This window comes from Streptomyces sp. IMTB 2501 (assembly GCF_001953885.1).
GTDB lineage: Bacteria > Actinomycetota > Actinomycetes > Streptomycetales > Streptomycetaceae > Streptomyces.
Map to the genome: position 1 here is coordinate 100,572 of NZ_MQUS01000030.1, position 24,618 is coordinate 125,189.

The window sequence follows — 24,618 nt, forward strand, 5'->3', positions numbered from 1 at the left end:
CCCAGGCACAGCCGGCCCGCAGCCAGTACGCGAGGACATCGACGGTCACCCACCGCGTGTGTCTGACCGGCCATCCACCAGGCTTGACCCCCGGCACCAGCGGTCAATGGCGTAATTCGCACCAGGGAGGCTTCGGCGGTCATGGAGGTCTCGGCGTCCCATACGACGGGGTCGAGGTCGGCCGGGAAGACGGCCTGGACTTCGAGCTGTTCGGTCGGCAGGCGGACGGCTTTCTGGAACCAGTTGCTCCACTCGTCGTCGCCGACGGTGTAGGCGTACTTGGTCCATACGGATTCGCCCGGGCAGTGGGATCGAATCCTTGCCGGGTGGTGCCGGACGCTGCAGAGTGGAGCTGTTCCACCGTCAGCGCGCCGTGGCCGTGTGCCCAATCTCGCTGCTGGTGCCTCGTGCCGGACTGTCCGCTCCCGCATCGCTCCCGCACGCACGAACCACTGCTGACCAGTCGGTTCGCGTTTCCCGCTTGCCGTGCCGGCTCCCTCACCACGCTCAGCGTCAGTAGCGAGTGGGGTGCGGATGATGAAGACGGCGCGGCAGGCGCAGTGCTGATCAACTTGCAGCGCCTTTCGTGGCTGGTCTCGATGCGGCTGAGCTGGGACGGGCTGATGCGGGCGCGTTCGGCGAGGTTGTCGCGGGACCACCCGCGGGCCTTGCACACGATCCTGATCCGCATCCGGACGGTGGCGTCGAGCAGACCGCGGCCGCACCTGATCCAGAGATGCCGGTGCTAGGTGGACTGCGCGTCGAGGCGAGGCGACGAGCGACGCCGCACGGGATCTCGCCACGTATGGCGAACCGAGGTAACCAGCATTGCCGACTGCTTCCGGAGGAATTCTCCGCCCGCGGCTGATGCTGGCGTGACTGTCCGAGGTCACCACCCGTGTGATGGTCTCGAAGGCCCTATTTCTGCGAGCGTTGAAGGAACACGCTGACGAGCGGATCGCGCTGCGCGTGACCCGCCTGAGGGCGGCGCGGGTCCCGCCTCAAAGGGGGCGGGGCTCGCGCCACGGGTGGTGATCTCTGGCATTTCAGGCCGCGTTGTGCAGCTGCGCGGGTGCGGTGGCGGTGCGGGTGAGGTGGGCGTGGGTGGCACGGGTGCCCTTGGCGAGGAGGGCGGCGGTGCGGGAGACGAGCATGCCCATGGCCATGAAGATCAACGTGTCGGTGAGGGCGTCGCCGGTGATGCGGTTGGTGAGCATCCAGTGGCCGAGCTGGGCGGGGAAGACGTGCACGGAGGCGTAGGCAAACAGCAGGCGGGCCCCGATGACGAGGCCCCACAGGGCGGCATAGGGGGCGCGGCCGGTGGAGTAGGCGGCGTTGTGATCCTGGTCGTGGCGGACCTTGAGTAGTGCGGCAGCGAGCAGACCGAGCAGCAGGCCGGCGGTGGCGCCGATGATCTCCAGGGTGAGTCCGTTGCCGTGGGTGGCGATGTTCTTGGCGAAGATCGGTACGACTGCGATGGCGAGCAGGATCGGGCGGGCGAGGCGGAGCCAGCCGATCTTCTTGTAGCCGAGGTCGGCGTGGAGCACCGTGGCCAGGACGGCGAGGTTGACGATCCAGACGCTGGCGTTCATGTCGGGTCCTTTGCGGAGGAGTGGTGCCGGGGTCGGGCTGACGTCTTCGAAGCTACGAGCGAGGGCGAGTCCGGTTCGTCGGCCTGCGGGTGGGGGCCGGGTAGAGGTCGGGTTGACACCGCTGAACTGGGCGGATGCCCTCCGGGCCGGACCGCGGGTGCACGTGCGAGCGCCCCTGGGCTCTGATCCCAGGGGCGCTCGGGGTGGTGGTTGGCGGGTTGCCGCTCAACCTCGGGAGGTGAGGCGCTTGACGAGACGGACCACGAGACCGATCAGCATGGGAATCTCCTTTCCGATGGGGGCGCCCGGGGATGGGTGGGCGCGGTTGCGTGGGGCCGGCTCAGTCGGAGCGCTTGAGCGCCTTGACGAGGCGGATGAGGAGACGGATCAGCATCGCTGAACTCGCTTACGGTGGGCGGTGTTGGGGGTGTGGAGTGGTTTCCATGCTGGGTCTGTGAGCGGGGCCGGTGCGTCAGACCAGCAGTTGAGCGCGGGTGGAGACCGGGTTGACACCCACCGCGCCTGCCGAGCGCCCGGTGGTCGGGCTGGTCCTCCGGCCGAGCGCGGTAGGGTCCCCGTAAGGCGACCGGTCAGCGCTCGCCAGCACGGCTGAGCGGGCCGGCCGGTGCCCGCTGCCACATCCGGGAGCCTCCATGCCTGCTGCCGCCCCGGCACTCCGGGACCGGCCCGCCTACCGGTGGGGCATCCGCGTCATGCGGTTCGCCGGACTGGCAGCTCTGCTGTCCAGCACCGCGCACGCCCGCCCGCCGGCCGGCTGGCACGGCCGCGGCCTGGCGATCTCCTGCGCGCTTGTGGTCACCACGGTGGGATGGCTGCTGTGGCTGATCGCGGAACACCGGCTGCGGCTGCTCACCATCGCGCTCGCCGCGACAGCGCTGGCTGGCGGCGCACTGGGTGGCCTCGACCCGCACGCGGTCGGCATCGTCGCGGCACCGGTGGCAGCGATGGTCGCTGCAGCGGCCCTGGCGCCCGAGACCTCGATCGCCATCGCCGTGGCGGCCGCCCTCGCGCTGGGCGTCACTACGATCGTCGTCGGCGGCCAGACTGCCACTTTCCTCGGCTACCTGGTGTTGATCGGAGCGGGGCTGGGCACCGGGTTCATCCGCCTTGGCTATGTCCAGCGTGCCGACCAGGCCGAGGAACTGCTGGAGCAGACCCGCCGTGCCCAGCAGGCCGAGGCCGACGCCGCGGTCCTGCACGAGCGCACCCGCATCGCCCGCGAGATCCACGACATCCTCGCCCACTCCCTCGGCGCGCTGTCCCTGCAACTGGAAGCCGCGCACGCCCTGCTGCACGACCACCCCGCCACCCGGGAGGACTCGGCCCTCGGGCAAGCGCTCCGCTGCGTCGACCGGGCCGGCGACCTGGCCCGCTCCGGCCTGACCGAGACCCGCCGCGCCGTGCACGCCCTGCGCGAGGACAGCGCCCTGCTTCCCGAACTCCTGACCGGCCTGACCACCGGCACCGAGCCGAACGCAACCGGCCCGGCCGTGACCCTGCACGTCGAGGGTGGAGTCCGACGCCTGGAGCCGGACGCCACCCTCGCCGTGCTGCGTACCGTCCAGGAAGCGGTCACCAACGCGGCCAAGCACGCCCCTGGCCAGCCCGTCACACTCACCCTCACCTACACCGCCGAGCGCACCACGCTCACTGCGGCCAACCCCCTGCCCGACGCAGGCACTCCCCGGCCCCTCGGCACCAGCGGAGGCGGCTACGGACTGACCGGGCTGCGCGAACGCGCCCTCCTGGCCGGCGGCGCCTTCGAGGCCGGCCCCGTGGACAACACCTGGCGGGTGTGCGTCACAATTCCCGCGTGACCGGTACGACGACGCCCCCGATCCGAGTTCTCATCGCCGACGACCAGGCCGCCGTCCGAGAAGGGCTCGCGCTGCTCCTCGGCACCATCCCCGGCATCGAGGTGGTCGGCCAGGCCGACGACGGCACCACCGCCACCGAACTCGCCCATGACCTCGAACCGGACGTGGTGCTGATGGACCTGAACATGCCGCGCCGCGACGGCATCGACGCCACCGCCCACATCCTCGCCGACCGCCCCGACACCCGGGTCGTGGTCCTGACCACCTACGAGGACGACACCTCCATCCTCAACGCCATGCGAGCCGGCGCCCTCGGCTACCTCACCAAATCCGCGACCCGCGCGGACATCGAACGCGCCGTCAAGGCCGCCGCCGCGGGCCACTCCCTCCTCGACCCCGCGGCCCAGCGCACCCTGCTCGCCGCCGCCACCGGCAAACCGGTGGCGGCCGCCACCGACGACTCCGCCGCGGACGACCTCACGGCCCGCGAGGCCGAAGTGCTGCGCCTGATCGCCGAAGGCCGCTCCAACCGCGAGATCGCCCGCCAACTCGTCGTCAGCGAAGCCACCGTCAAGACCCACATCAACCGCATCTTCACCAAGACCGGCAGCCGCGACCGCGCCCAGGCCATCCGCTACGCCTACACCCACGGCTACGCCGACCCCGGAACCACCACGTGACCACCCCTGCGACGACACCACCGCCAGCAGTACGGTCCCGGCTGCCCCGCTGGGTCGGCCCCTCTACCTGACGCTCAGCACCATCCTCCGGCCCTGGACCATCTACTTCTCCCACACTCTGCCGCAGCGACAGCTCTCCGGCCACTACCGCATGGCCTGGGTCGGCTTCGACATCTTCCTGCTCGGCCAGCTCGCCCGCACCGACCCTTCTGCGAGTCCCTCACGGAAGACTCCGCTGGTGACCAGCGCCGGCGACACCTCACGCACCGCCTTGCTCCGCCGGGGCGTCGCCCTGGAATGGGCGACGCTCGGCTGCAACGTGGTCGGCATCGTCACCCGGGCCGACGCCGTCATCAACACACGGTCGGTTGCGCTGGCCGGGTTCGGCCTGGACACCTGATCGAAATCGGCGCCTCGACCGTCGTGTTGCGGGAGCTGTCAGGCACCGGCGAGGAGCGTCGGCTGCGAGCCCTGCGCGTGATCGGCATCGCCTTCGCCGGCCTGGCCCTCTACTCGCTGGTGCAGTCGACCCTGGTCTTGGCTACCACCCTGGGCACGCGCCGCTGGGGATCGCCTGGACCGCCGTCGCCATCGCCGTGATGTTCGCTCCCGCGGCGGGCAAGGCCTGCACCGGTACGGCGCTCGACACCGCCATCCTCGAACCCGTCGGTCTCGAAGCGCGTACGACTCGACGTGCGCAGCTGCCGGTGCCATCGGCTCAGGAACGTCCCCGGGAAGCTCGCGGCCGGGGCTGGGTGGGCAGCGAGCGCACCTTGGGATCCGGGGCGGCGAGTTGCTGACGCAGTTGCCGGTTCTCCGTCTGAGCCTTGTGCAGGGCGCGAACCGGGGCCTCGACATCGGATCGCAGTGCCGTGAGCTCCTTGGCGTCCGCCGCCCGCAGTTCCTTGAGCAGGGAGTTCCGTACCGCCCTGGACGCATTCGTGCACTCAGTCAGCCTGCACAACGACATCGCATCCATGACCGGTGGGTCGAGGAACGTGGCTGTTCAGTATCGGCGCAGCAGCGGCCAGAGCATGGGCCATGGCCGGTCCGGCCCTGCGCAGAGCACCACGGCCGCGTGCTGCTCCTGGTTCGCGATGCCGTGCCCGTTGTCGACGCGTGCGACCGTGTGGCAGGCGGTGAAGTGCTGCTCCAACTCGGGGTGGTTCGCTGGGTGGACGAGCAGCACCGGACCGGTGGCGGTGGCCGGCGGCGGGCCCCAGGCGTGCAGGCCCATGTGGCCGGAGTACGGTGCGGGCAGGCCGAGGGCGGGCCCGTACCGTGCGAGGGCCCCGGCCTCGCCGTAGTTCGCGGTCAGCAACACGGTGGTGGGCCGCCGGCCGGCGGGGATCGCCTCCCAGCCGGTGGCGGTGGCGCGTGCGAGCTGTGGCCAGCCGACCTCTTCGCCGAGGTCGGGGTCAACGGCCATCGGCACGGTCAGCGCCGATGCGGGCAGCACCGGCAGGGCGGCAAGGGCGCTGGTGAGCAGGGCCGCGACCAGTCCGCCCGCCAGCTTGGCGCGGCGCTCGCGGATCCAGTGGGCGTAGGGTTCGCAGCCGGCGGCGCTGATCGCGTACAGCAGCGGGATCGGGTAGTACCCCTTGCCGCCGCCGGCCAGCACCAGCAGGCACAGCACCACCCAGGCCACCGCGACCGGTCGGGCCCAGCGCAGTTCCGGTCGGCGCAGCAGCCGGCTCAGCCCGGTCAGCCACAGGGGTGCCAGCACCGGGGAGAACTGGAGCAGCTGCATCGGCAGGGTGAGCAGGCGCCCGCCGATTCCGACGTCGGCGCTGATGGTGTGCGCTACCGTCAGCTCGGGCCAGCCGCGCACGGCCTGCCACCACAGGGTCGGGATCGCTAAGGGCAGCGCGGCGAGGACGGCGGTCAGCGGGCTCAGCAGCGCGCGTGGACGCGGTACGAACAAGCCGCGCGGTCCGGCCGTCAGCGCGCCCGATGCCAGGGCCGGCAACAGCCCCAGCACCAGCAGCTTGTTCAGCAGCGCGATCCCGACCAACGCTCCCAGTAAAGGCCACCAGCGGAATTCGCCCGTGCGCAGCAGCCGGAGTGTCAGCACAATGATCGCCAGCCAGACCGTCAGGTCGAAGGTCGCGGTGGAGAGCAGGTGGCCGATCCCGAGCGTATAGCCCGAACAGGCCGCCGCTGCTGCCGCGAGTACCTGCCCGCCGTGTCCGGCGCCCAGCTCTCGGGCGATCAGCGCGGTGAGCGTGATCGTGACCGCGGTGAGCAGCGCGGGCAGGATCCGCACGTCGGTCGGGGTGAAGCCGAAGACCTCCGTGCCGAGCCTGGCCAGCAGCGGGGTGAGGGGTGGCTGGTCCGGGTAGCCCCAGGCCGGGTGCCGGCCGGCGAGCAGGAAGTACAGCTCGTCGCGGTGGAAACCGTAGCGGCCCGACAGCGCGATCAGCAGCGCTGCGGCCGCAGCCGCGATCCCCCCGACCGGCCCGGCCGCGAACGGCCGCAGGCACGGCGGCGCATCCCCCCGAGTGTGCATGTCGGCATTGTGACAGTCCAGTCGGGGCCGGAGAAGGTCCCAGAAGACGACGAGTAGCTCTCTGCCGGTGAGCCTTCGGCTCCTACGGACGGCTCTGTATGTCCGCTTGCACCCACCTCTGCACATGGACTCGCACGCCGACCCTTGCGCTGGATCGGCGTGGCGCCGGGGACGTCGTCCATGCTCTGCTCACCGCCAGAGCCAACACTCTGCCCCGGGCCCCGGCGGCTGTACCGCCCGAGGCGGTACGGTTCGTCAAGGCCCTGCAAGAGGCGCTGGCAGGCTCGTACCTGTGGTAGGAGCTGACCGGCCGCTCGGCCGGGCGACTGCTGGAGTCGAGTGGAAGCCTGGGGGGATCAGTCAATCGCTCAGCCTGAGCCTCCACATACCACGCCCGTGTGTGCCGGCGACCACGGTGTCACCCGAGGGGAGGAGGGTGATGTCGGTTGTGACCGAGCTGGGCAGGCCGCGGCCGAGCCGGGCCCAGCGGGTCGGGTTCCTGACGTCGGCGACGTAGACGAGGTGGTCGGTGGCGAGGATCAGTTGGCCCTTCGCGATCACCATCGCGTCCGCCGGGACGTCGGGCAGGTTGCCGCTGATGTCCCTCCAGGTCGCCCCGCCATTCAGTGACTCGAAGACGTGCCCGACGCCGCCACCCGGGATCCACTTGCGTGAGTAAGCGCCGTAAACGGCATACACATGGGCAGGGTTGGCCGGGTCGCCGACGAGCCGGGTGATGTAGCGGTTCGGCAGGTTCGGCGCGACGATGGTGTGCCAAGTGCCTCCGTAGTTGGTGGCGATGCCGCTCTTGAAGCCGCCTCCGTCCTCGTCCGACGGCACGCACGGGCCGCACCAGCCGACGTAGTCGACGCCGTTGTCGGCTTCGACCGCGGTGGTCGAGGCGGTGTCGCCGAGGTCGTGGACCGGTTTCCAGTCGCATGTCCCGGCGGTCTTCGCACAGACCGTGTCGAAGCCCTTCTGGGACTCCCATACGTACCGGCCCGAGATCACCCAGCGGTTGCCGTTCGCCCTGTCGGCGGTGAACGGGGCGATGAACTGCATCTTCGGATCACAGCCGGCGATCGGCGCACTGATCTGGCAGCCGGGGCTGATCTCCCGGAATGCCGCGGCCGCGCCGTCGGAGCGGCCACCGACGGTGGTCACCGCGATGTCGCCGTAGGTGTATTCGACGGCCGCGTGGTCGGCGTTGTCCGGGTCGACGATGACGTCGCCGCCGTCACCGGCGAACGGCTGGATCACGTTGTGGGAGTTGCCTCGCACCAGTGTTGCGCCGTTGTCCTGCAGACCTCCCCACAGTGCCGTTCCGCCCTCGGGGTCGTGACCTGCGCCGACGTAGAAGTACTGGAGCGTGTGCAGCGTGGAGTTGAGGTCCTGCCAGCCTGCCGTGGCGTGATCGGACGTCGGCCGGGACCACACACCGCCGTCGCTGCCCGCGTACAGCCGGCCGTCGTCGTTGATCGCGATGGCGTGCTGGTCGGTGTGCACGGTGGGCGGGCAGCCTGTGGTGGTGCCGTGGCAGGGCAGTGTGTAGTTCCAGAAAGGTGCGATCGTCGTCCAACTCGCGCCGCCGTCGCGGGTTTCGTAGATCTCCTCCAGGCCGACGTAGACGTGTTGGGGGTCGCGTGGGTCGACCTTGACGTACTGGTTGTACCAGGATCCCACGCCCGGCTCGTAGGTGGACGGGAACGACTGGGCGGATCCGGACCTGCCCAGCGTCCCGGCGTCCGCGACGAGCGTCCACGGCCCGTTCGGGTCACCGGTCGCCGACTTGTACACGCCTTTGAGCGAGGTCGACTGCATCGGCGAGGGGCGCTTGCCGGCGGCGTAGGCCGGTGACTGGATCACCGCGTACAGGGCGCTGCTGTCGGGGGCGTAGGCGAGGCTGGTGCGACCGATGTCGGAGTTGTCGAGCCCGGTCGGCTGTATGCGCTCGAAGGTACCCGGTGCGCCGCCCTTCGTGGACAGGTAGAGACCGTCGTAAGGGGTGCCGTTGCGGAAGCCCAGTGCGGCCAGCACCGTGGTGCCATGACCCCCTGGGCGGACGGTGACGCTGGAGATGATCGAGGTCCGCGTCGGGTCTTTGCCCGGGTTGGGGTCGGGTCTGAGGACGAGTTGCCACGGCTTGTCCAGCCGGCCGGCGAGCGGGCGCCGCCACAGGCCGTGACTCGTCGCCGCGAACACGTACGATCCGTTCGTCGTCAGCGTGGCGACTTGGGCGTTGAGGAGTTCGGAGCCGCCGACCCGCTGGAACGTCCTGCCGTGGTCGGCGGAGCGGTAGACGCCCTGGCCGGTGTAGTCGTCGGCGCTGGTGTTGGCCTCGCCGGTGCCGACCCACAGCGAGTGGTCGGCGGGATTCACCCACAGCGAGCCGATCGACTCCGTGGCAGCGTGCTGGAACTCGGGTGTCCAGGTCTTGCCCGTGTCTTTGGACCGCCAGACGCCGCCGTCGGCGAACCCGGCGTACACCCACGGGCCGTCCGTGGCGAGCGCGGTCGCCCTGCCGGTCACCAGGCCCCAGCCGGAGCCGTAGTCGGAGAAGCTCGGGTCGGCGTAACCGGGGGTCTCGCTGCTGGTCGAACCGCTGGTCAGCTCGGACCAGGTGCCGCCACGCACCGGGAGCCGGTCACCGGCGGCCGCTCCCGCGGCGAGGGCGGCGCCGGAGACCGTGGCGGACGGGGCCGTACGTGCCGCGGCGAACTGGAGGGTTCCGGCGACCGGGTCGTCGGGATCGCCGCCGTCGTCGGCAGGCTTCATGCCGCCGGTGTTGCTCAGGTGCACGGACCTGGCGAGCGCGGCGAGTTGGCGGTCGGCGGACGGATGGTGGGATCCGGGGACCGCGACACCGGGTGTGCCGCCGGTGAGAACCGCCGTGGCCACCATGGCGGTCACGAGCAGGCTGGAGCGTGGGAGCATCACATGCCTCCTGGGCATCAGAGCGCGTTTCGTGTCGCGCGGTGCTCCCGCCACCACAGGACGCGGGTGAGCGTAGAGGGTGAGCCCGCGGCTCGCATAGCCTCAATTCGGTTTCGCGCGGCTGGGTTTACCAGGAGGACGAGGCGTCCCCATCAGGCTGCCCTGGCGCTCGGATGCCCCGCGCGGCCCCTGGCAGCGCGATGAAGAAGGTCCGTAATCCGCGCTCCCGATGCGCGGCTACCGTGGTGACGTGCGGGAACACGGGGTCCGTGTGGCCGTGTGAGGGCAGTCGAACAAGCCGTCAGATGCCGGTCACATATCGTCGGCCGTAATCCGCCGGAGTTGTCGACGCATTGCCCATAACGCCGAGTTATGGACTTCTGATATCTCCTCCGGCGGCACACAAGCGGCCCATACTCCTCCTTGCGCAAACCGCGTATCGGAAGTGCACCGCCCGCCAGGCCGGGTTCCCCGTCCGGACGACCAGCTCCCGCCGCGTCGCCCGGACGGAACCACGGCCCATGACCGTGTTGCCGAGACCGTTCGAGCGGTCACGCGCCCCTGCGGCCGCGTGAGTGGTTCGAGAACCCTGCCCTTGACCGCGTACGTCAACCAGCAGACCCGGCAACCGGCCAGTGGTTGCAGACGACACCGCTCGCAGCGGTCACTGGTTCGGGGTCGAGGGGTTCGGCCACGGAAGCGGAGCGGACGGCCCTGCGGACCTCTGGATCTCGACGGTCATGGGGGACACCATCTACACGTGGATGGATCTTTCCGTGTGCCCGCTGAACTGGGGGTGTTACGTAACTGAGCGGTGAGGGCCGACGGGTAATCACGTGATCGCCGTGTCTGTGTGACTTCTGTGGGATCCGGCTGCCGAATCCGCGGGTGACAGTGGTGTGCCCCGGATGCCCAACCACGATCGGCCGGTGACGGATCGCATGGTGGTGGCGATCGCGCATGTCTCGGGGGTGACGAGAGAGCGAGAACGGAGATGCGGATATCGCGCAGGTCATCCCTGCCCCTCACGGCGGGTGCCCTCGCCGCTGTCACTCCGGTGGTGACCGCGTGTTCCGACGGAGCCTTGCGACGCGAGCGCGAGAGGAAGGGTGTGTCCCTGGCTGCGCTTCCCGCGCGCTTCCCGCAGCAGAAGATCCACTGGTCGGGCTGCGAGGACGTCACTGCCGAACCGGTCGCCGGTGCGGAGTGCGGCTGGGTCGAGGTGCCCGTCGACTACGCGGCCCCCGACAAGGAGACCATCAAGCTCCGCGTGTAGCGCGTGAAGGCACGGGACCGCGGTCGCAGGCTCGGATCGCTGCTCTACAACGCCGGTGGTCCCGGCGCTCCGGGCGTCGTGGATGTGGCCGACGGCAGCTGGACGGCCGGTGAGAAGGCTCGTACCCGCTACGACCTGGTCGGCCTCGACCCGCGCGGTCTGGGCGCCTCCGCGCCGATCTCTTGCTCCGGCAAGGAGCCGGCACAGCCCGAGGAGCCGCCACGGACGGTGGCGGATGCCAAGAAGGCCTTCGCCGGGGCGCGTGAGTTCGCCAGGTCTTGCCAGAGGGGCAGTGGCAAGGTCCTCGCACACATGGACAGCGCGAGCGTCGCACGCGACCTGGACGTCCTGCGCAGTGTCCTGGGGGACGACAAACTCGACTACACGGGCATCTCGTACGGCACCTTCTTCGGCCAGCAGTACAGGAAGCTGTTCCCCGACAGGGCCGGTCGCATGGTGCTCGACGGTGTCGTCAACCCGGCCCGCGACATGCGGCAGGTCGTCCTGCTCGACGTCAGAACCACCGAGGAGGCGCTGCGTCGCTGCGCCGACGATCTCGTCGCACGCGGTGACCTACGTCTGGGAGCCACGGGCCGGGAGATTGTCCAACGGATCACCGACCTCGTCGCGGATCTGGAGCGCGCGCCGCTGGAGGGCCCCGGGGACCGGCGATTGACCGGTGCCACCGTGTCCGGCTACTTGCGTACCGTGACCAATCGGGAGCACTGGGGCCAGCTGACCGACGACCTGTTGGCCGCCATGAACGGCGACGCCGGCGCTTTCGACCACATGGAGGAAGAAGGCGCCGCAGGGGCCGGCGAGGAAGGCGGCGGCGACGAGAAGCCCACACCGCAGCAGGAGAAGGCGGAGCGGACCGAAGACATCGGCAACCCGGCCGTGCTGTGCCTGGACTCCCGCGGCGCGCCGAAGTCCCCGCAGGACATGCTTCACGTGGCGGACGAGTTCGCCAGGAAGTCGCCGTTGTTCGGACGCGCCTTCGCCTGGCAGATGCTGGACTGCGCGACCTGGCCGATCGCCCCGACCGGGAAGGTCGAGCCCATCGAGGCAGCAGGCGCGCCGCCGGTGCTGCTGGTGTCCTACACCACCGGTGATCCACAGACCCCGCTGGAGAACGCCCAAGCCGTGAACCGGCAGTTGGCGAACAGCTCACTGCTGGTACGCAAGGGCCAGGGCCACGGGGCGTATGCCTCGCAGACCCCGTCCGCGTGCACGGATCGTGCCGTCGACGCCTGCCTCGTCGATGGGAATCCTCCGGAGAAGATCGCCAACCGCCCAAGCCGAGGTCGGCGTTGAGGGCGGAACCGCCAGTGCCGGCTGGGAAGGGCCGACGTCGTTCAGGTCCCCCCAACCCGGTCTCCCTCGACCGGTTCGCCGCCGCCGTTCTGGCCCAACTCCACGACGAGTGGCAGGCCTTCGACCGCCGCCGCCCCTCCGAACCTTCCACGTCGCTCGATGGGACACGACCCCCTGCACCCTTGATCCGGCACGGCGTTCGGCTGCATGGCGAGTTCGGCTGCACGGCGAGTTCGGCTGCACAGCGCCAAGACCAGCGTCCATAACCCGGTGTTCTGGGGAACTGAGAGCTGGCTGCGGCGGCCGACCGCCTACAACCTTGACCCCTGGCACAGTGAAATGTCACATCGCATAGGGAGCCATCGTGAGAGCACGACGTTCCGGGATGGTCATGGCTGCCGCCTTCGTACTCGTCACCGTCGCCGGTTGCGGGGGAGCCGACGGCGGCGACGGGCAGGGCGGGGCCGCGAGCAAGGGGGGCACACTCCACGTGCTCTCCAGCCTGGACCTGGAGCACCTCGACCCGGCCCGCAACTACGTCACCTCCTCCGAGGACGTGGGCCGCCTCATCTACCGGACGCTGACCACATACGCGGCGGCACCCGGACCGGCCGGAGGAAGGATCGTGCCGGACCTGGCGACGGACACCGGCCGCCCGAGCGACGGCGCCAGGACCTGGACCTTCACGCTCAAAGCAGGGGTGAAGTTCGAGGACGGCCGGCCCATCACCAGCCGGGACATCAAGTACGGGGTCGAGCGGACCTTCGCCGCGGAACTCCCGGAAGGGCCGCCGTACGCACGGATGTGGCTTGCGGGAGGCCGGAGTTACAAAGGCCCCTACAAGGACAAGCATGGGCTGGCCTCGATCGAGACGCCCGACGACAGGACGATCGTCTTCACACTCGACCGCCCGGTGGCCGACTTCGGTTCCGCGGTGTCGCTGCCGACCTTCGCCCCGGTTCCGCAGGACAAGGACACCGGTGTCCGCTACGACAGCAGGCCCTTCTCCTCCGGTCCGTACAAGATCGGGGCCTTCGAACCGAAAAAGCGCCTCACCCTGGTCCGCAACACTCACTGGAGTCCGGCCACCGACACGGTGCGCAAGGGCCTGCCGGACACGATCGTGATCGATCTCGATCTCGACCCGGCCGTGGTCGACCAGCGGCTCATGGCCGCTCAGGGACAGGACGCGGACGCGGTCGCCTTCGAGCCGATCGGGCCGGCCTCGGTCGGGCCGGTGATGGCCAACCCCGCGGTGCGCAAACGACTGGTCACCGGCGCGTCGATCAACACGCGGTACCTGAGCATCAATACCCGGCACAAGCCGCTCGACGACATCCGGGTGCGGCAGGCGATCGCCTACGCGCTCGACAAGGACGCCCTGCGCACCGCGCGAGGCGGCCCGATCGCCGGCCAACTGGCCACCACCCTGCTGCCGCCGTCGCTGCCCGGCTCCGTCCCCGACGACCCCTTCCCGAGCCCGGGCGGCAAGGGCGATCCGGCCAAGGCCAAGGCGCTCCTCGCCCAGGCGGGCCATGCCTCGGGCCTGACCCTCACGCTCGACACGCCGGCCACCGCGGGCGGCCAGTCGCAGGGCGAATCCGTGCAGGCGTCCCTGGCCAGAGCCGGCATCAAGGTGAACATCAACGCGATCAGCTCGTCGGCGTTCTACAGCACGGTGGGCAACATCGCGCAGGAGCACGACCTCGTGATCGACGGCTGGACACCCGACTGGCCCGGCGCTTCCACCTACCTGCCGCTCGTGTTCGACGGCCGGCTGATCACCCCCGAGGGCAACAACAACCATGCCCGGTACGACTCCGCCCAGGTCAACGCACGCATCGACGCGATCACCGGGATGAAGGACCCGGCTGCCGCCGCGACCGCCTACGGCGATTTGGCCAAGCAGATCATGCGGGACGCCCCGGTCGTGCCGTTCCTGTGGGACAAGGCCGCCGTCCTGACCGGGTCTCACGTCACCGGCGCCTACGGGCACATCGCCTACGTCGGACGCCTGGATCTGGTCTCCCTGGGGCTGCGCAAGTGACCGCCGCGCTCCCCGCCGCCGTACCGTCGGACGCTCCGCACGGCGTCGTACCGCACGAGACGTCCCTGCTGCGCCGACTGCTGGCACAGCGCTCCGCGACGGTCGCGCTGACGGTGGTCGTCGTCCTGGTGCTGATCGCCCTCGCTGCCCCGGTGATCGCCTGGGCCGCCGGTACGTCACCGACCGAGTTCCACTCCGAAGCGGTCGACCCGGTGCTCGGCGGGCTGCCGCGCGGCACCGGAGGCGGGATCAGCGCCGAGCACTGGCTCGGCGTCGAGCCCGGCAGCGGCCGGGACATCCTCGCCCGGGTCGTCTACGGTGCCCGGGTCTCGCTGCTGATCGCCCTGCTCGCCACTGCTCTCTCGGTGGCGCTCGGCACGGCGCTCGGCCTGGCCGCCGGGTTCTTCGGCGGCTGGACCGACACCGTCGTCGGCAGACTGATGGATCTGCTGATGTCCTTTCCCGCGCTGATCTTCATGATCGCGCTGATCTCCGCGGCGCCGGGGGTGAACCGGCAACTGCTGCTCGTCGTCGTGCTCGGCTTCTTCGGCTGGCCGTACGTCGGGCGGATCGTGCGCGGCCAGGCGATGGTGCTGGCCCGTGGGGAGTTCGTGGCGGCGGCCCGAGTGCTGGGTGCCTCCCGGCGCGCCCTGCTGGTGCGGGAGGTGCTGCCCAACCTGAGCGGCCCGGTCCTCGTGGTGGCGACCATGTCGATCCCCGGCTACGTCGCCACCGAGGCGGGCCTGTCCTTCCTCGGCATCGGGGTGCGCCCGCCGACCCCCTCATGGGGGCAGATGATCGCCTCCGCGGTGCCCTGGTACGCCGCCGACCCCGTCTACTTTCTCGTCCCCGGCGCCTTCCTGTTCGTCACCGTGCTCGCCTTCAACGTGCTGGGCGACGCGGTACGGGACGCGCTCGATCCCCGGAGCCGCCGACGATGATTCTCTACGTCCTGCGCAGACTGGCCGCGACGGCGGCGATCCTGCTGGTGATCTGCGCGGCCACCTTCGCGATCTTCTATCTGATGCCCGCCGACCCGGCCCAGGGCGCTTGCGGCAAGGCGTGCAGCCCGGAGCGGATCGCCGAGATCCGCGCCACGCTCGGCCTGAACCACTCGGTGGTCGTGCAGTTCCGTGACTATCTCGTCGGCATCGTGGCCGGGCGCGGCTACGGCACGGGTGCGCATGCCGTGCACTGCCCCGCTCCGTGCCTGGGATTCAGCTTCCAGACCGATCAGCCGGTGTGGCGGATGCTCACGGACCGGCTGCCGGTCAGCATCTCCATCGCCCTGGGCGCGGCCGTGCTGTGGCTGCTCGTAGGTGTCACGGCCGGGGTGATCTCCGCGCTGCGCCGGGGCACCCTGTGGGACCGGGCGGCGATGACGGCCGCGCTCGGCGGCGTCTCGCTGCCGGTCTACTTCACCGCCCTGGTGCTGCAGTACCTCCTCGTCGTCAAGCTCGGTCTGCTGCCCTATCCGCAGGCGATCCCGCTCACCGCGGACCCGGCCGGCTGGGCGGAGTCCATGGTCATGCCGTGGATCACGCTGGCGATGCTCTACGCCGGCATCTACGCCCGGATCACCCGCGGCGAGATGCTCGACAGCCTCGGCCAGAACTACGTCCGCACCGCCCGCGCCAAGGGCCTGCCCGAGCCGACGGTGCTGCGCCGCCATGCGCTGCGGCCGGCGCTGATGCCCATCGTGACGATCTTCGGCATGGACCTCGGCGCGCTGCTCGGCGGCGCCCTCATCACCGAGTCGGTCTTCGGCCTGCCCGGTGTGGGCAAGCTCGCGGCCGACGCGATCAACAGCGCCGACCAGCCGGTGATCCTCGGCGTGACGCTCTTCGCCGCGGGATTCGTCGTGCTCGCCAACGTCGCGGTGGACCTGGTCTACGCGCTCCTGGACCCGAGAGTGAGGACCATGGGATGACCCTGCTGAGCGTACGTGATCTGACCGTGGACTTCGTGGGCGGCGTGCGCGCCGTCGACGGACTCGATCTGGACCTGGCCCCCGGGGCGGTGCTCGGCGTCGTCGGGGAGTCGGGCAGCGGCAAGTCCGTGACGAGTCTGGCCATCATGGGCCTCCTGCCCGATGCCCGGATCACGGGTGAAGTCCGTTTCGACGGGCACCGGTTGACCGGCCTGGACCGGCGGGCGCTGCGCCGGCTGCGCGGAGACCGAATCGCGATGATCTTCCAGGACCCGCTGTCCTGCCTCAACCCCTACTACCCGGTGGGCTTCCAGATCGCCGAGGCCTACCGTGCACACCGCCGCGCCGGGCGCCGCGAGGGGCGCCGGGTCGCGGTGCGGATGCTGGACCGGGTCGGTATCCCCGAACCCGAACGCCGCGCCCGCGCGTACCCGCACGAGTTCTCCGGCGGCATGCGCCAGCGCGTGATGATCGCGATGGCCCTGTGCCTGGAACCCGACCTGCTCATCGCCGACGAACCGACCACCGCGCTCGACGTAACCGTACAGGCCCAGATCCTGGAACTGCTGCGGGAGCTACGGGAGCGGTCCGGCACCGCCATCATGCTCATCACGCACGACATGGGCGTGATCGCGGGACTGGCCGACGAGGTCGTCGTGATGTACGGCGGCCGCGCGGTCGAGCGGGGCAGGGTCCGCGAGGTGTTCTACCGGCCGCGCGACGCCTACACCAAGGGCCTGCTCGCCTGCGTACCCCGCGTCGACGGGCCGCTGCCCGATCGGCTGCCCACCCTGTCGACACCGGAGGTGACCGCGTGAGCGCGCCCCTGCTCCAAGCGCGCGACCTGGTCAAGCGCTTCCCCGTACGACACGGCCTGACCCGGCGGCTCGCCGGACACGTCAGGGCGGTCGACGGTGTGTCACTGCGGGTGGACGCGGGGGAGACGCTGGGCCTGGTCGGCGAGTCCGGCTGCGGCAAGTCCACGGTCGCCCGGCTGCTGACCCGGCTCATCGAACCCACCTCGGGCACCGTCTCCGTGGCCGGACGGGAACTGACCACGCTGGACGAGCAGTTGATGCGCCCGGTACGACGCGACCTGCAGATGATCTTCCAGGATCCGTTCTCCTCGCTCAACCCGCGCCAGACCGTCCGGCAGATCCTGACGGCCCCCTACCGCTACCAAGGGCTAACCCCCGAAGAGCCGGTGGAGCGACTGCTGGAGCGGGTGGGCCTGCGACCGGAGCACGCCGCCCGCTATCCCCACGAGTTCTCCGGCGGCCAGGCGCAGCGCATCGGCGTCGCCCGGGCACTGGCGCTGCGCCCGAGACTGGTGGTGTGCGACGAGCCCGTCTCGGCGCTCGACGTGTCGGTACAGGCGCAGATCCTCAACCTGCTCAAGGACCTGCAGCAGGAGTACGGGCTCGCCTACGTGTTCATCGCGCACGATCTCGGCGCGGTCCGCCAGATCAGCACGCGCGTCACGGTGATGTACCTGGGCACGGTCGTGGAAACGGCGGACCGGGACACCCTCTACGGCAGCGCGGCGCATCCGTACACCCACGCCCTCCTCTCCGCCGTACCGCTGCCCGACCCGGACGCCGAACGGGCTCGCGAGCGGATCGTGCTGAGCGGCGACCTGCCCAGTCCGCTCGATCCGCCCAGCGGCTGCCCGTTCCGCACCCGCTGCCCCAAGGCGGCCGACCCCTGCGCCGCCGAACGGCCCGCGCTGCGCGCGATCGCCTCGGGCCATGAGGTCGCCTGCCACTATCCCGAGCCGCTGTCCCAGCCGTCTTCCGGGCCGTTCACCGAGGAAAGGACCTCATGAGCCGCACCTATCGCCTGCCCGGACTCGCCGTCACCGACCACGAGTTCACCGTGCCGCTCGACCACGCCGACCCCGCGGGCCCCACGATCCAGGTGTTCGCCCGTGAACTGTCCGACCCGGCTCGCGCCGGCCGGCGGCTGCCCTGGCTGCTGTTCCTGCAAGGCGGCCCCGGAGGCAAGTCGCCGCGGCCGCTGAACGCCACCACTGGCTGGCTCACCCGTGCCCTCAAGACACACCGGGTGCTGCTGCTGGACCAACGCGGCACCGGTCGCAGCACCCCGGTCACGGCCCGGTCGGCCGGACGGTTCTCCGACGCCCGGGAGCTGGCCGGCCATCTCGCCCTCTTCCGTGCGGACTCGATCGTCGCCGACGCGGAGCTGATCCGGCGCGAGCTCGTCGGCGACGAGCCATGGGAGACACTCGGCCAGAGCTACGGCGGTTTCCTCACTCTCACCTACCTCTCCCAGGCCCCCGAGGGACTGCGTGCCTGCTACATCACCGGCGGCCTGCCCGGCCTGGACACCACCGCCGACGACGTCTACGCGGCCACGTATCCCCGGGTCAGGGACAAGGTGACCGCGTTCTACGCCCGCTACCCGGGCAACCGCGATCTGGTGCGGCGGATCGCCGGCCTGCTCGACCGCCGAACGGTGCGGCTGCCCGACGGCGACCGGCTCACCGTCCGGCGGCTGCGCACCCTCGGCCTGATGCTGGGCATGGGCGACGGAGCCGCGCGCCTGCACTGGCTGCTGGACGAAGCCCTCGGCGCCGACGGCGAACTCTCGGCGACCTTCCTACAGCAGGTGATGCACCTGACCGGGCTCGTCGACAACCCGCTCTTCGCCGTGCTCCAGGAAGCCTGCTTCGCCCAGGGCGGCAAGCCCACCGACTGGGCCGCGGCCCGCGCCATCGCCGACCGCCCGGAGTTCACGCAGGACGCCGACCCGCTGTTGTTCACCGGCGAGATGTTCTATCCCTGGATGTACGAGGAGATCGCCGGGCTGCGGCCGTTCCGGGACGCCACCCACCTGCTGGCCGAACGAACTGACTGGCCCGCGCTGTACTCCCCGTCGCGGCTGGCGGCCAACCAGGTCCCGGTGGCCGCCGCGATCTACCACGACGACATGTACGTCCCCACAGAGCTGTCGCTGCCGACCGCGCGCTCGGTCGGTGCGCTGCGTGCCTGGGTCACCAACGAGTGGGAGCACGACGGGGTGACCGCGTCCGGTACGGGCGTGCTGTCCCGCCTGATGGACATGGCCGCCGGACGGGCCTGACGCCCCCGCACCAACCCGAAGAAGAGACGAGGAGACATGTCCAGGTCCCCCCAGAGGCTCAGGGCCTTTGTCGCGAGTGCCGCCGCGACTGCGTTCCTTTCGCTCGGCGCCGCTGCTCCGGCCGCGACCGCGGCGCCGTCGCAGAGCACCGCTCCGGCCGCCGGCTGCGCCCTTGCCGGCCGGACCGGCTGGACCGACGAGGGCCACACCACCGACTACACCCAGTTTCAGCGGCCCCTCGGCACCAAGCACGTGCTCATGCTGTTCGTCGACTTCCCCGACGCCCAGGCCTCCGGTCCCACGTCCGACTACTACCGGCAACTCGCCCCGGCCGCCGACTGGATGAAACGCGACTCCTACGGACGGACCGCGCTCGACATCACCCCGCTGGACCGTTGGATACGGATGCCGCACGACTCCACCAGCTACGGCTTCCAGCGCGGGATCACGTTCGAGCAGCACGAGGAGTACGTCCGGCAGGCGGTGGCCGCCGCGGACCCGTACGCCGACTTCTCCCGGTACGACATGGTCTACATCGTCCCGGCGAAGTCCGCCGCAGCGATCAGCTTCTCGCCCACGTACCTGTACGACCCCGGCACCGCGGGCGTCACCGCCGACGGCAAGCGCGTCAAGTGGGCCGTGACGTTCGGGCAGGACATGTGGCACTGGGGCTTCAAGGTCGCCGACCACGAAACCAGCCACACCTTCGGCCTGCCCGATCTCTACGCGTTCACCGGCACCGACTACCACCGCTACGTCGGCGGCTGGGATCTCATGGGCGACATCGCAGGGGCCGCTCCACAGCACCTCGGCTGGGAACGATGGAAGTTCGGCTGGATCGATGACCGCCAGGTCGCCTGCCTTCCCTCGGCCGGAAGCCGCACGGTCCATCTGAAGGCGGTCGAGAGTCCCGGCGGAACGAAGATCGCGGTGATCCGTGCCGGCGAGACCACCGCCTACATCGCCGAGTCCCGCAGGGCCGACGGCGCTGACAGCCACGCCTGTTCCACCGGCGTGCTCATCTACAAGGTGGACACCTCCACCGCCACCGGCTACGGCCCGATCCAGATCGTGAACGGCAACCCCGGCGCCACTCCGCCCACGGGCTGCCGGGCCCTGGACATGGCGGCTTTCCACCCCGGCCAGACCTTCACAGATCCGGCCACAGGAATCCGGATCGACGTCGACGGCAGCACCCCGCTCGATGACGAGATCTCGATGACCAAGCGGTGAGAGCTGATCGCCGCGTCGCGGTGCTTCACTCCGGCAGGCGCAGCGACTCGGGGTGGCGTCTGCGCCAGCGCGCGTAGGCCGGTGCGGTGGCACACGTGGCGAGATACCCGGCGACCACCCTGCGGACGATCTTGTCGCCGTGTGCGGCCGGCGGTCCGTCGCGGCGCCAGCCGAGTACATGGCGGTACCAGAGCGGATTGCCGGCCAGAGGGCGCACCGCGACTCCGTCCACCTCTGTGTAGGTCGCCTGGCAGAGGCTGACGGCCAGACCCGCCCGTACGATGTCGATCAGTTGTCGGCCCTCCGCCTCGTAGGGGGTGTGCGGCTGACGGCCCGTCCGGGAGAAGACCGACGACCAGTACTCCCGGGTACGGTCACTGTCCGGGTGAGGCATGGCCCAGTCGTCCCTGACGAGTTCCTCCAGGCTCACCTCTTCACGGCCGGCCATCGGGTGGGTGGACGGAAGCAGGGCGAAGACGGGCTCGGTGACGACCGGGCGAAGAACGACTCCCTCACGCGGGGGGAGTTCATGGCCGGGGTTGTCGCCGAGGACCGCCGCCTCCAGGCGGCCGGCCGCGAGGTCGTCCAGCAGCGGCGAGGGGGAGTACTGGCATCGCGCGGTCACCTCCGCGCCGGGGATCAGCTCCTTTGTGGCCACGATGAGATCGGCGAGCAGCGGTGCGCCCACCGAACCGAGGCGGACGCGGCCGGGAGCCGTTCCGCAGTGGGCGGCGCGGGCGGTGTCGGAGAGCAGGCCGTCGATGCCCGGCAGGATCGCCCGTGCCCGGGGCAGCACCAACTCGCCCAGGGCGGTGGGCACGGCGCCCGCCTGTCCACGATCGAAGATCGATCCGCCCAGCATGGCTTCGATGCGCCGCAGTTGGGCGCTGAGCCCCGGTTGAGTCATACGCAGCGACGCGGCGGCACGGGTCAGGCTTCCGGCCTCCGCGATCGCGCAGATCACTCGCAAGTGCCGTACCTCTAGATCCATGGCGCGGATGGTAAGGAGCGGCGAGGGCCTTCCGGCAGAGGTCGGGGCCACCCAGTCACATATGAAATGTCACACGCGACCCGGATGTTATGGGTGCAGGTGCAGAACTCCGGCTCTTGGCGAAAAAGGCGCAGCACTCGTGCTGCTGCTGTGGCGCGTGGTGACGGCGATCGGGTGCCTGCGGCGGCGAACTGGCCCGGCACATGGGTGTGGACTTCCCGGTCTCGCCCGTCGCGTCCCCGTCACCGAACCGCTGCCACGCATGGTGCGGCACAAGAGCCGCGCGGGCGGACTGCGCAGCCGACCGTGACGAGCGGGTCGGCCACGCACCAGCCTCGCCCGCGGTGGAACACCCCCCCGGCGAGCCCGGTGCTGAATCGGCGCAAGCCGTGAGCGGGTGGGCTTCGACCGCACGCTGTCGGCCGAGGTGCCGTACCGACTCGCCGCCCACGACCAGCCCGAGCGCCTCGAAATGCCGTCACACCAGCCTCCTGGCGTCCGCCGGCCGTTGTGCACGGGTCGTCAACGGCCCTGCGTTCCAAGTCAATGACAGCCGTGAGTGGGCGAAGACACACTTCTACGCGAGCTGGGAGCCCTCGAGATGCTCGGGGCGACCGGTTCTGAAATGTAGGTACGGAACGGGGGAGTTCGCGTTTCCGCGACTCCGGACGTCGACAGGCAAGAGGCGCAGCAAGGAAGCGCCTCCCGGACCGCCTGTCGGCGAAGCGTCCAACGAGGCTCAATCAGCAGGGGGAAGTGTGCGAGGACTCAAGTTCGGCATAGTGGCGACGTCGCTGGTTTTCGCGAGTGCGATGGCGGTCGGTTCGGCTGTCGCATCTCCAACCGCAGGCGTAGGCGCGCAGGCCTCGGCGCGAGGCGGCGACGACGGTGCCATGAAACCGATGGGATGGAATGGGCACTGCTACGTGAACTACACAACGTCAACGGGATGGAACGCCTGGTGTGACGGAACGGGGCCTGAGGAGTACAGCACGGAGGTGAAGTGTTCCAACGGCCAGTGGTACCGCGCCACGTACTGGCATTGGTTCGGTGACCGGAGGGGTGTTTACTCCGGCTGCCCGTCAGGAACGTACAGGACCGCCCAGGCGGTCATCGGCCTCTAGCCTGGCTTCCGCGATGGCCCGTTGGTCGTCCGGCGGGCCGTTTCGGTGCATGGGCGGTTTGCCGCCTCGGATGTTCCGGATCACCCGGCAGGGGGTTCTTCCTGGTGCGCCGCGAGTCATCGCAGTGTGTCGGGCGCCGGCCTCGGCCGGACGTTGAACGGCGGACAGTTGACGCCGCCGCAGGTCGACACCCGGCCCGGGGGAGCCGGGCACGCCAGAGCACCGGAGCGTCGGCGTTCTACAGGTGCCCTGTGGAGATGGCGCGCCGGTATTCGCCAGGAGTTGCTCCGTACTCGGCGCGAAACGTTCGGTTGAAGTGCTCGGCGCGGGTGAAGCCCCAGCGTGCCGCGATCGCATGGACGGAACGGGTGGCGAGAGCAGGGTCGCCCAGGTCGTGGCGGCAGCGTTCCAGCCGCCGGCGTCTGATCCATGCGGCGACAGTGGCGTCCTGCCGTTCGAAGAGCTTGTGCAGGTAGCGCACGGAGATGTGGTGGGCCTCGGCGATCACTGCGGGGGAGAGAGCGGGGTCGCCGAGCCGATGCTCGATGAATACCTGGATGTGGCTGATCAGTGCCTGCTGTCGCGGCTCGGGCGGCAGATGGTCCTCGGGGTCCGCGTGGTGGCCCAGGAACGCCGTGGCGAGGTCGCGTACGACCGGGCCCAGCCGTGCGGTGTCCGGCACGCTCAAGCTGTCGGCGAGAGCGGCGACGACGAGGCTGTCCAGGCAGGAGGCCAGGATCGCCCCCGTGCCCGCGGCGCCCAGGCGCTGCCCCAGAAGGGGGTCGACTCGGTTCGCGGGCAGGGGCAGTGCCGTCCTGGGCAGGTGCAGGATGGTGAGCTGCGCCGACCGGTTCTCCGCGACGGCGTGGAAGTCGAAGGGGTGTGAGGTGTCGTAGAGGATGAAGTCGCCGGCCTGGAGTCGTGCCTCGCTGCGGCCCCGGGTCATTCCCACCACGCCGGACTTGACCAGGGCGAGTTGGTAGCGTTCTGGGTCGCAGCGGCGGATCAGCGTCGGCGTGCGGCGGCACTGGAGAGTGGGAATGGTCAGGTCCGACACCTGAATGCGGTCCAGGCCCAGGAACACTGCCTGGGCGCGGAAGTCGCCGGTGTGCTCGCTGGTGGTCCTGGTAGGCGTGAGGTCCTGGTCTATGACCTTGCGCCACCAGGCGAAGCGGTCAGCTGGCGGCAGGTCCGAGGTGCGAACAATGGACGCGATCACAGGCTTCCCCTCTACAGCCCCCGAGTGCCGGATGCGCCTCTGCCCTGCCATGCTGCCCGACCTGTGGCGCTCCGTACATCCGAAGGATGAAGGAGCCCCTGGCCAGGTTCATGGGCATCGCACCGGACCGCACGCGAGGCAAGCACGGGAGACGACCGAGAAGGCCGAGGACGTCACCGGTGACACCGGTACGCACCGGGGACGCGAACCTGGTCAAAGTGTGCGTTGAACGGCCCCCTCGGAGTGATCTCCGAGGGGGCCGTTTCGTGCACCGGGATACCAGCGGGGGACAGCGCGGCAGGCGCCGTTCTCGGCCGCACTCGAGGGGCAGAGGCAGGACAAGGTGGAGATGGCGGCTGCCTTCGCCATCTTGATCAGGCTCGGAGGGCTTGGGCGTCCGCATCTGTGCCGGTGGGCCCTCGGGGAGCCGGTCGCGGTCGGCCGGTGCTCATTGCCGGCTCCTGTGCCTTCCTGATTCCGGCGCGACCCGACTCTGCGTTCAGTACTGCTCGGTCTCCATGAAACCTGTGCCCCCGTTGTCGTCCGCGTCGAAGGCTGCGGCGGTCGGGTCGAACCCGGGCGGGCTGTCCTTGAGGCCCAGGCCCATGCCGGCCAGCTTCGCCTTGACCTCGTCGATCGACTTCGCACCGAAGTTGCGGATGTCCAGCAGGTCCGCCTCGGAGCGCGCCATGAGCTCACCCACCGAGTGGACCCCCTCACGCTTGAGGCAGTTGTACGACCGAACGGTGAGCTCCAGCTCCTCGATCGGCAACGCGAGGTCGGCAGCCAGGGCGGCGTCCGTGGGGGACGGGCCCATGTCGATGCCCTC

The 24,618-nt window shown here is 70.2% G+C and carries 21 protein-coding genes; 13 read left to right on the plus strand and 8 right to left on the minus strand.

Annotation, left to right across the window (positions count from 1 at the left end):
• Positions 1-139: 139 nt before the first annotated feature.
• Both AV521_RS51575 and AV521_RS36940 read right to left on the minus strand, forming a co-directional pair.
• On the minus strand, positions 140-691 hold the full coding sequence (locus AV521_RS51575; protein ID WP_256725836.1) for a helix-turn-helix transcriptional regulator: 552 nt from the start codon (positions 689-691) through the stop codon (positions 140-142).
• Positions 692-1,046: 355 nt separating this feature from the next.
• Positions 1,047-1,592 (minus strand): hypothetical protein, encoded by a 546-nt coding sequence (locus tag AV521_RS36940; protein WP_076094921.1) that lies wholly within the window; start codon positions 1,590-1,592, stop codon positions 1,047-1,049.
• A 653-nt stretch (positions 1,593-2,245) separates the two neighbouring features.
• On the opposite strand from AV521_RS36940, the gene AV521_RS36945 reads away from it, so the two are divergent.
• The 4 genes from AV521_RS36945 (at position 2,246) to AV521_RS49695 (ending at position 4,710) form a co-directional block, all read left to right on the plus strand.
• A complete protein-coding gene (locus AV521_RS36945) occupies positions 2,246-3,430 on the plus strand; it encodes a sensor histidine kinase (protein ID WP_079249592.1) in 1,185 nt (394 codons plus the stop codon).
• Positions 3,427-4,110: a response regulator transcription factor gene (locus AV521_RS36950; RefSeq protein ID WP_076094923.1), complete on the plus strand. Its 684-nt coding sequence runs from the start codon at positions 3,427-3,429 to the stop codon at positions 4,108-4,110. The genes AV521_RS36945 and AV521_RS36950 overlap by 4 nt, the downstream gene beginning before the upstream one ends.
• A 151-nt stretch (positions 4,111-4,261) precedes the next feature.
• Positions 4,262-4,510: a hypothetical protein gene (locus tag AV521_RS49690; protein WP_076094925.1), complete on the plus strand. Its 249-nt coding sequence runs from the start codon at positions 4,262-4,264 to the stop codon at positions 4,508-4,510.
• Positions 4,511-4,536: 26 nt separating this feature from the next.
• A complete protein-coding gene (locus AV521_RS49695) occupies positions 4,537-4,710 on the plus strand; it encodes a hypothetical protein (protein ID WP_179023667.1) in 174 nt (57 codons plus the stop codon).
• A 118-nt stretch (positions 4,711-4,828) separates the two neighbouring features.
• Here the strand turns inward: AV521_RS49695 and AV521_RS49700 are convergent, their stop codons facing one another.
• The 3 genes from AV521_RS49700 to AV521_RS36970 all read right to left on the minus strand — a co-directional run bounded on the left by AV521_RS49700 (position 4,829) and on the right by AV521_RS36970 (position 9,553).
• The gene (locus AV521_RS49700) at positions 4,829-5,074 is read right to left on the minus strand and encodes a hypothetical protein (protein WP_179023669.1); all 246 of its coding nucleotides are present in this window, start codon (positions 5,072-5,074) and stop codon (positions 4,829-4,831) included.
• Positions 5,075-5,116: 42 nt separating this feature from the next.
• Positions 5,117-6,619, minus strand: coding sequence for a glycosyltransferase family 39 protein (locus tag AV521_RS36965; RefSeq protein ID WP_076094928.1), 1,503 nt, complete (start codon positions 6,617-6,619; stop codon positions 5,117-5,119).
• Positions 6,620-6,979: 360 nt separating this feature from the next.
• Positions 6,980-9,553 (minus strand): hypothetical protein, encoded by a 2,574-nt coding sequence (locus AV521_RS36970; RefSeq protein WP_079249593.1) that lies wholly within the window; start codon positions 9,551-9,553, stop codon positions 6,980-6,982.
• Positions 9,554-10,664: 1,111 nt separating this feature from the next.
• On the opposite strand from AV521_RS36970, the gene AV521_RS49705 reads away from it, so the two are divergent.
• The 9 genes from AV521_RS49705 to AV521_RS37010 all read left to right on the plus strand — a co-directional run bounded on the left by AV521_RS49705 (position 10,665) and on the right by AV521_RS37010 (position 20,455).
• On the plus strand, positions 10,665-10,829 hold the full coding sequence (locus AV521_RS49705) for a hypothetical protein (protein ID WP_179023671.1): 165 nt from the start codon (positions 10,665-10,667) through the stop codon (positions 10,827-10,829).
• 3 nt (positions 10,830-10,832) lie between these two features.
• On the plus strand, positions 10,833-12,143 hold the full coding sequence (locus tag AV521_RS36975; protein WP_076094932.1) for an alpha/beta hydrolase: 1,311 nt from the start codon (positions 10,833-10,835) through the stop codon (positions 12,141-12,143).
• Positions 12,144-12,507: 364 nt separating this feature from the next.
• Positions 12,508-14,190: an ABC transporter substrate-binding protein gene (locus AV521_RS51580; protein ID WP_256725837.1), complete on the plus strand. Its 1,683-nt coding sequence runs from the start codon at positions 12,508-12,510 to the stop codon at positions 14,188-14,190.
• Positions 14,187-15,131: an ABC transporter permease gene (locus tag AV521_RS51585; RefSeq protein ID WP_371917095.1), complete on the plus strand. Its 945-nt coding sequence runs from the start codon at positions 14,187-14,189 to the stop codon at positions 15,129-15,131. Before AV521_RS51580 ends, AV521_RS51585 begins: the two co-directional genes overlap by 4 nt.
• Positions 15,128-16,120: an ABC transporter permease gene (locus AV521_RS36990; RefSeq protein ID WP_076094940.1), complete on the plus strand. Its 993-nt coding sequence runs from the start codon at positions 15,128-15,130 to the stop codon at positions 16,118-16,120. The genes AV521_RS51585 and AV521_RS36990 overlap by 4 nt, the downstream gene beginning before the upstream one ends.
• Positions 16,117-16,938 (plus strand): ABC transporter ATP-binding protein, encoded by an 822-nt coding sequence (locus tag AV521_RS36995; RefSeq protein ID WP_076094942.1) that lies wholly within the window; start codon positions 16,117-16,119, stop codon positions 16,936-16,938. Before AV521_RS36990 ends, AV521_RS36995 begins: the two co-directional genes overlap by 4 nt.
• Positions 16,935-17,945 carry an ABC transporter ATP-binding protein gene (locus tag AV521_RS37000; protein ID WP_256725838.1) on the plus strand — a complete coding sequence of 337 codons (1,011 nt, stop codon included), beginning with the start codon at positions 16,935-16,937 and terminating at the stop codon, positions 17,943-17,945. Before AV521_RS36995 ends, AV521_RS37000 begins: the two co-directional genes overlap by 4 nt.
• A complete protein-coding gene (locus AV521_RS37005) occupies positions 17,942-19,222 on the plus strand; it encodes an alpha/beta fold hydrolase (protein ID WP_076094944.1) in 1,281 nt (426 codons plus the stop codon). Before AV521_RS37000 ends, AV521_RS37005 begins: the two co-directional genes overlap by 4 nt.
• A 36-nt stretch (positions 19,223-19,258) precedes the next feature.
• Complete coding sequence (locus AV521_RS37010) at positions 19,259-20,455, plus strand: M6 family metalloprotease domain-containing protein (protein ID WP_076094947.1); 1,197 nt, start codon at positions 19,259-19,261, stop codon at positions 20,453-20,455.
• A 25-nt stretch (positions 20,456-20,480) separates the two neighbouring features.
• On the opposite strand, the gene AV521_RS37015 is transcribed toward AV521_RS37010, so the two are convergent.
• From AV521_RS37015 to AV521_RS37025, 3 genes are all read right to left on the minus strand, one after another.
• Complete coding sequence (locus tag AV521_RS37015) at positions 20,481-21,446, minus strand: LysR family transcriptional regulator (protein ID WP_076094949.1); 966 nt, start codon at positions 21,444-21,446, stop codon at positions 20,481-20,483.
• A gap of 1,362 nt (positions 21,447-22,808) precedes the next feature.
• Positions 22,809-23,789, minus strand: a complete 981-nt coding sequence (locus AV521_RS37020) for a helix-turn-helix domain-containing protein (RefSeq protein WP_179023673.1) — start codon at positions 23,787-23,789, stop codon at positions 22,809-22,811.
• 499 nt (positions 23,790-24,288) lie between these two features.
• A partial coding sequence (locus tag AV521_RS37025; protein ID WP_305965211.1) for a DNA-directed RNA polymerase subunit alpha C-terminal domain-containing protein occupies positions 24,289-24,618 on the minus strand: 330 nt, incomplete at its 5' end.

What these genes read in the sequence shown, in the direction of transcription:
- AV521_RS51575 (WP_256725836.1), bottom strand. Translation starts at nt 691, where the DNA reads ATGCGGATCAGGATCGTGTGCAAGGCCCGCGGGTGGTCCCGCGACAAC.
- AV521_RS36940 (WP_076094921.1), bottom strand. Translation starts at nt 1,592, where the DNA reads ATGAACGCCAGCGTCTGGATCGTCAACCTCGCCGTCCTGGCCACGGTG.
- AV521_RS36945 (WP_079249592.1), top strand. Translation starts at nt 2,246, where the DNA reads ATGCCTGCTGCCGCCCCGGCACTCCGGGACCGGCCCGCCTACCGGTGG.
- AV521_RS49690 (WP_076094925.1), top strand. Translation starts at nt 4,262, where the DNA reads ATGGCCTGGGTCGGCTTCGACATCTTCCTGCTCGGCCAGCTCGCCCGC.
- AV521_RS36965 (WP_076094928.1), bottom strand. Translation starts at nt 6,619, where the DNA reads ATGCACACTCGGGGGGATGCGCCGCCGTGCCTGCGGCCGTTCGCGGCC.
- AV521_RS36970 (WP_079249593.1), bottom strand. Translation starts at nt 9,553, where the DNA reads ATGCTCCCACGCTCCAGCCTGCTCGTGACCGCCATGGTGGCCACGGCG.
- AV521_RS36990 (WP_076094940.1), top strand. Translation starts at nt 15,128, where the DNA reads ATGATTCTCTACGTCCTGCGCAGACTGGCCGCGACGGCGGCGATCCTG.
- AV521_RS36995 (WP_076094942.1), top strand. Translation starts at nt 16,117, where the DNA reads ATGACCCTGCTGAGCGTACGTGATCTGACCGTGGACTTCGTGGGCGGC.
- AV521_RS37005 (WP_076094944.1), top strand. Translation starts at nt 17,942, where the DNA reads ATGAGCCGCACCTATCGCCTGCCCGGACTCGCCGTCACCGACCACGAG.
- AV521_RS37010 (WP_076094947.1), top strand. Translation starts at nt 19,259, where the DNA reads ATGTCCAGGTCCCCCCAGAGGCTCAGGGCCTTTGTCGCGAGTGCCGCC.
- AV521_RS37015 (WP_076094949.1), bottom strand. Translation starts at nt 21,446, where the DNA reads ATGGATCTAGAGGTACGGCACTTGCGAGTGATCTGCGCGATCGCGGAG.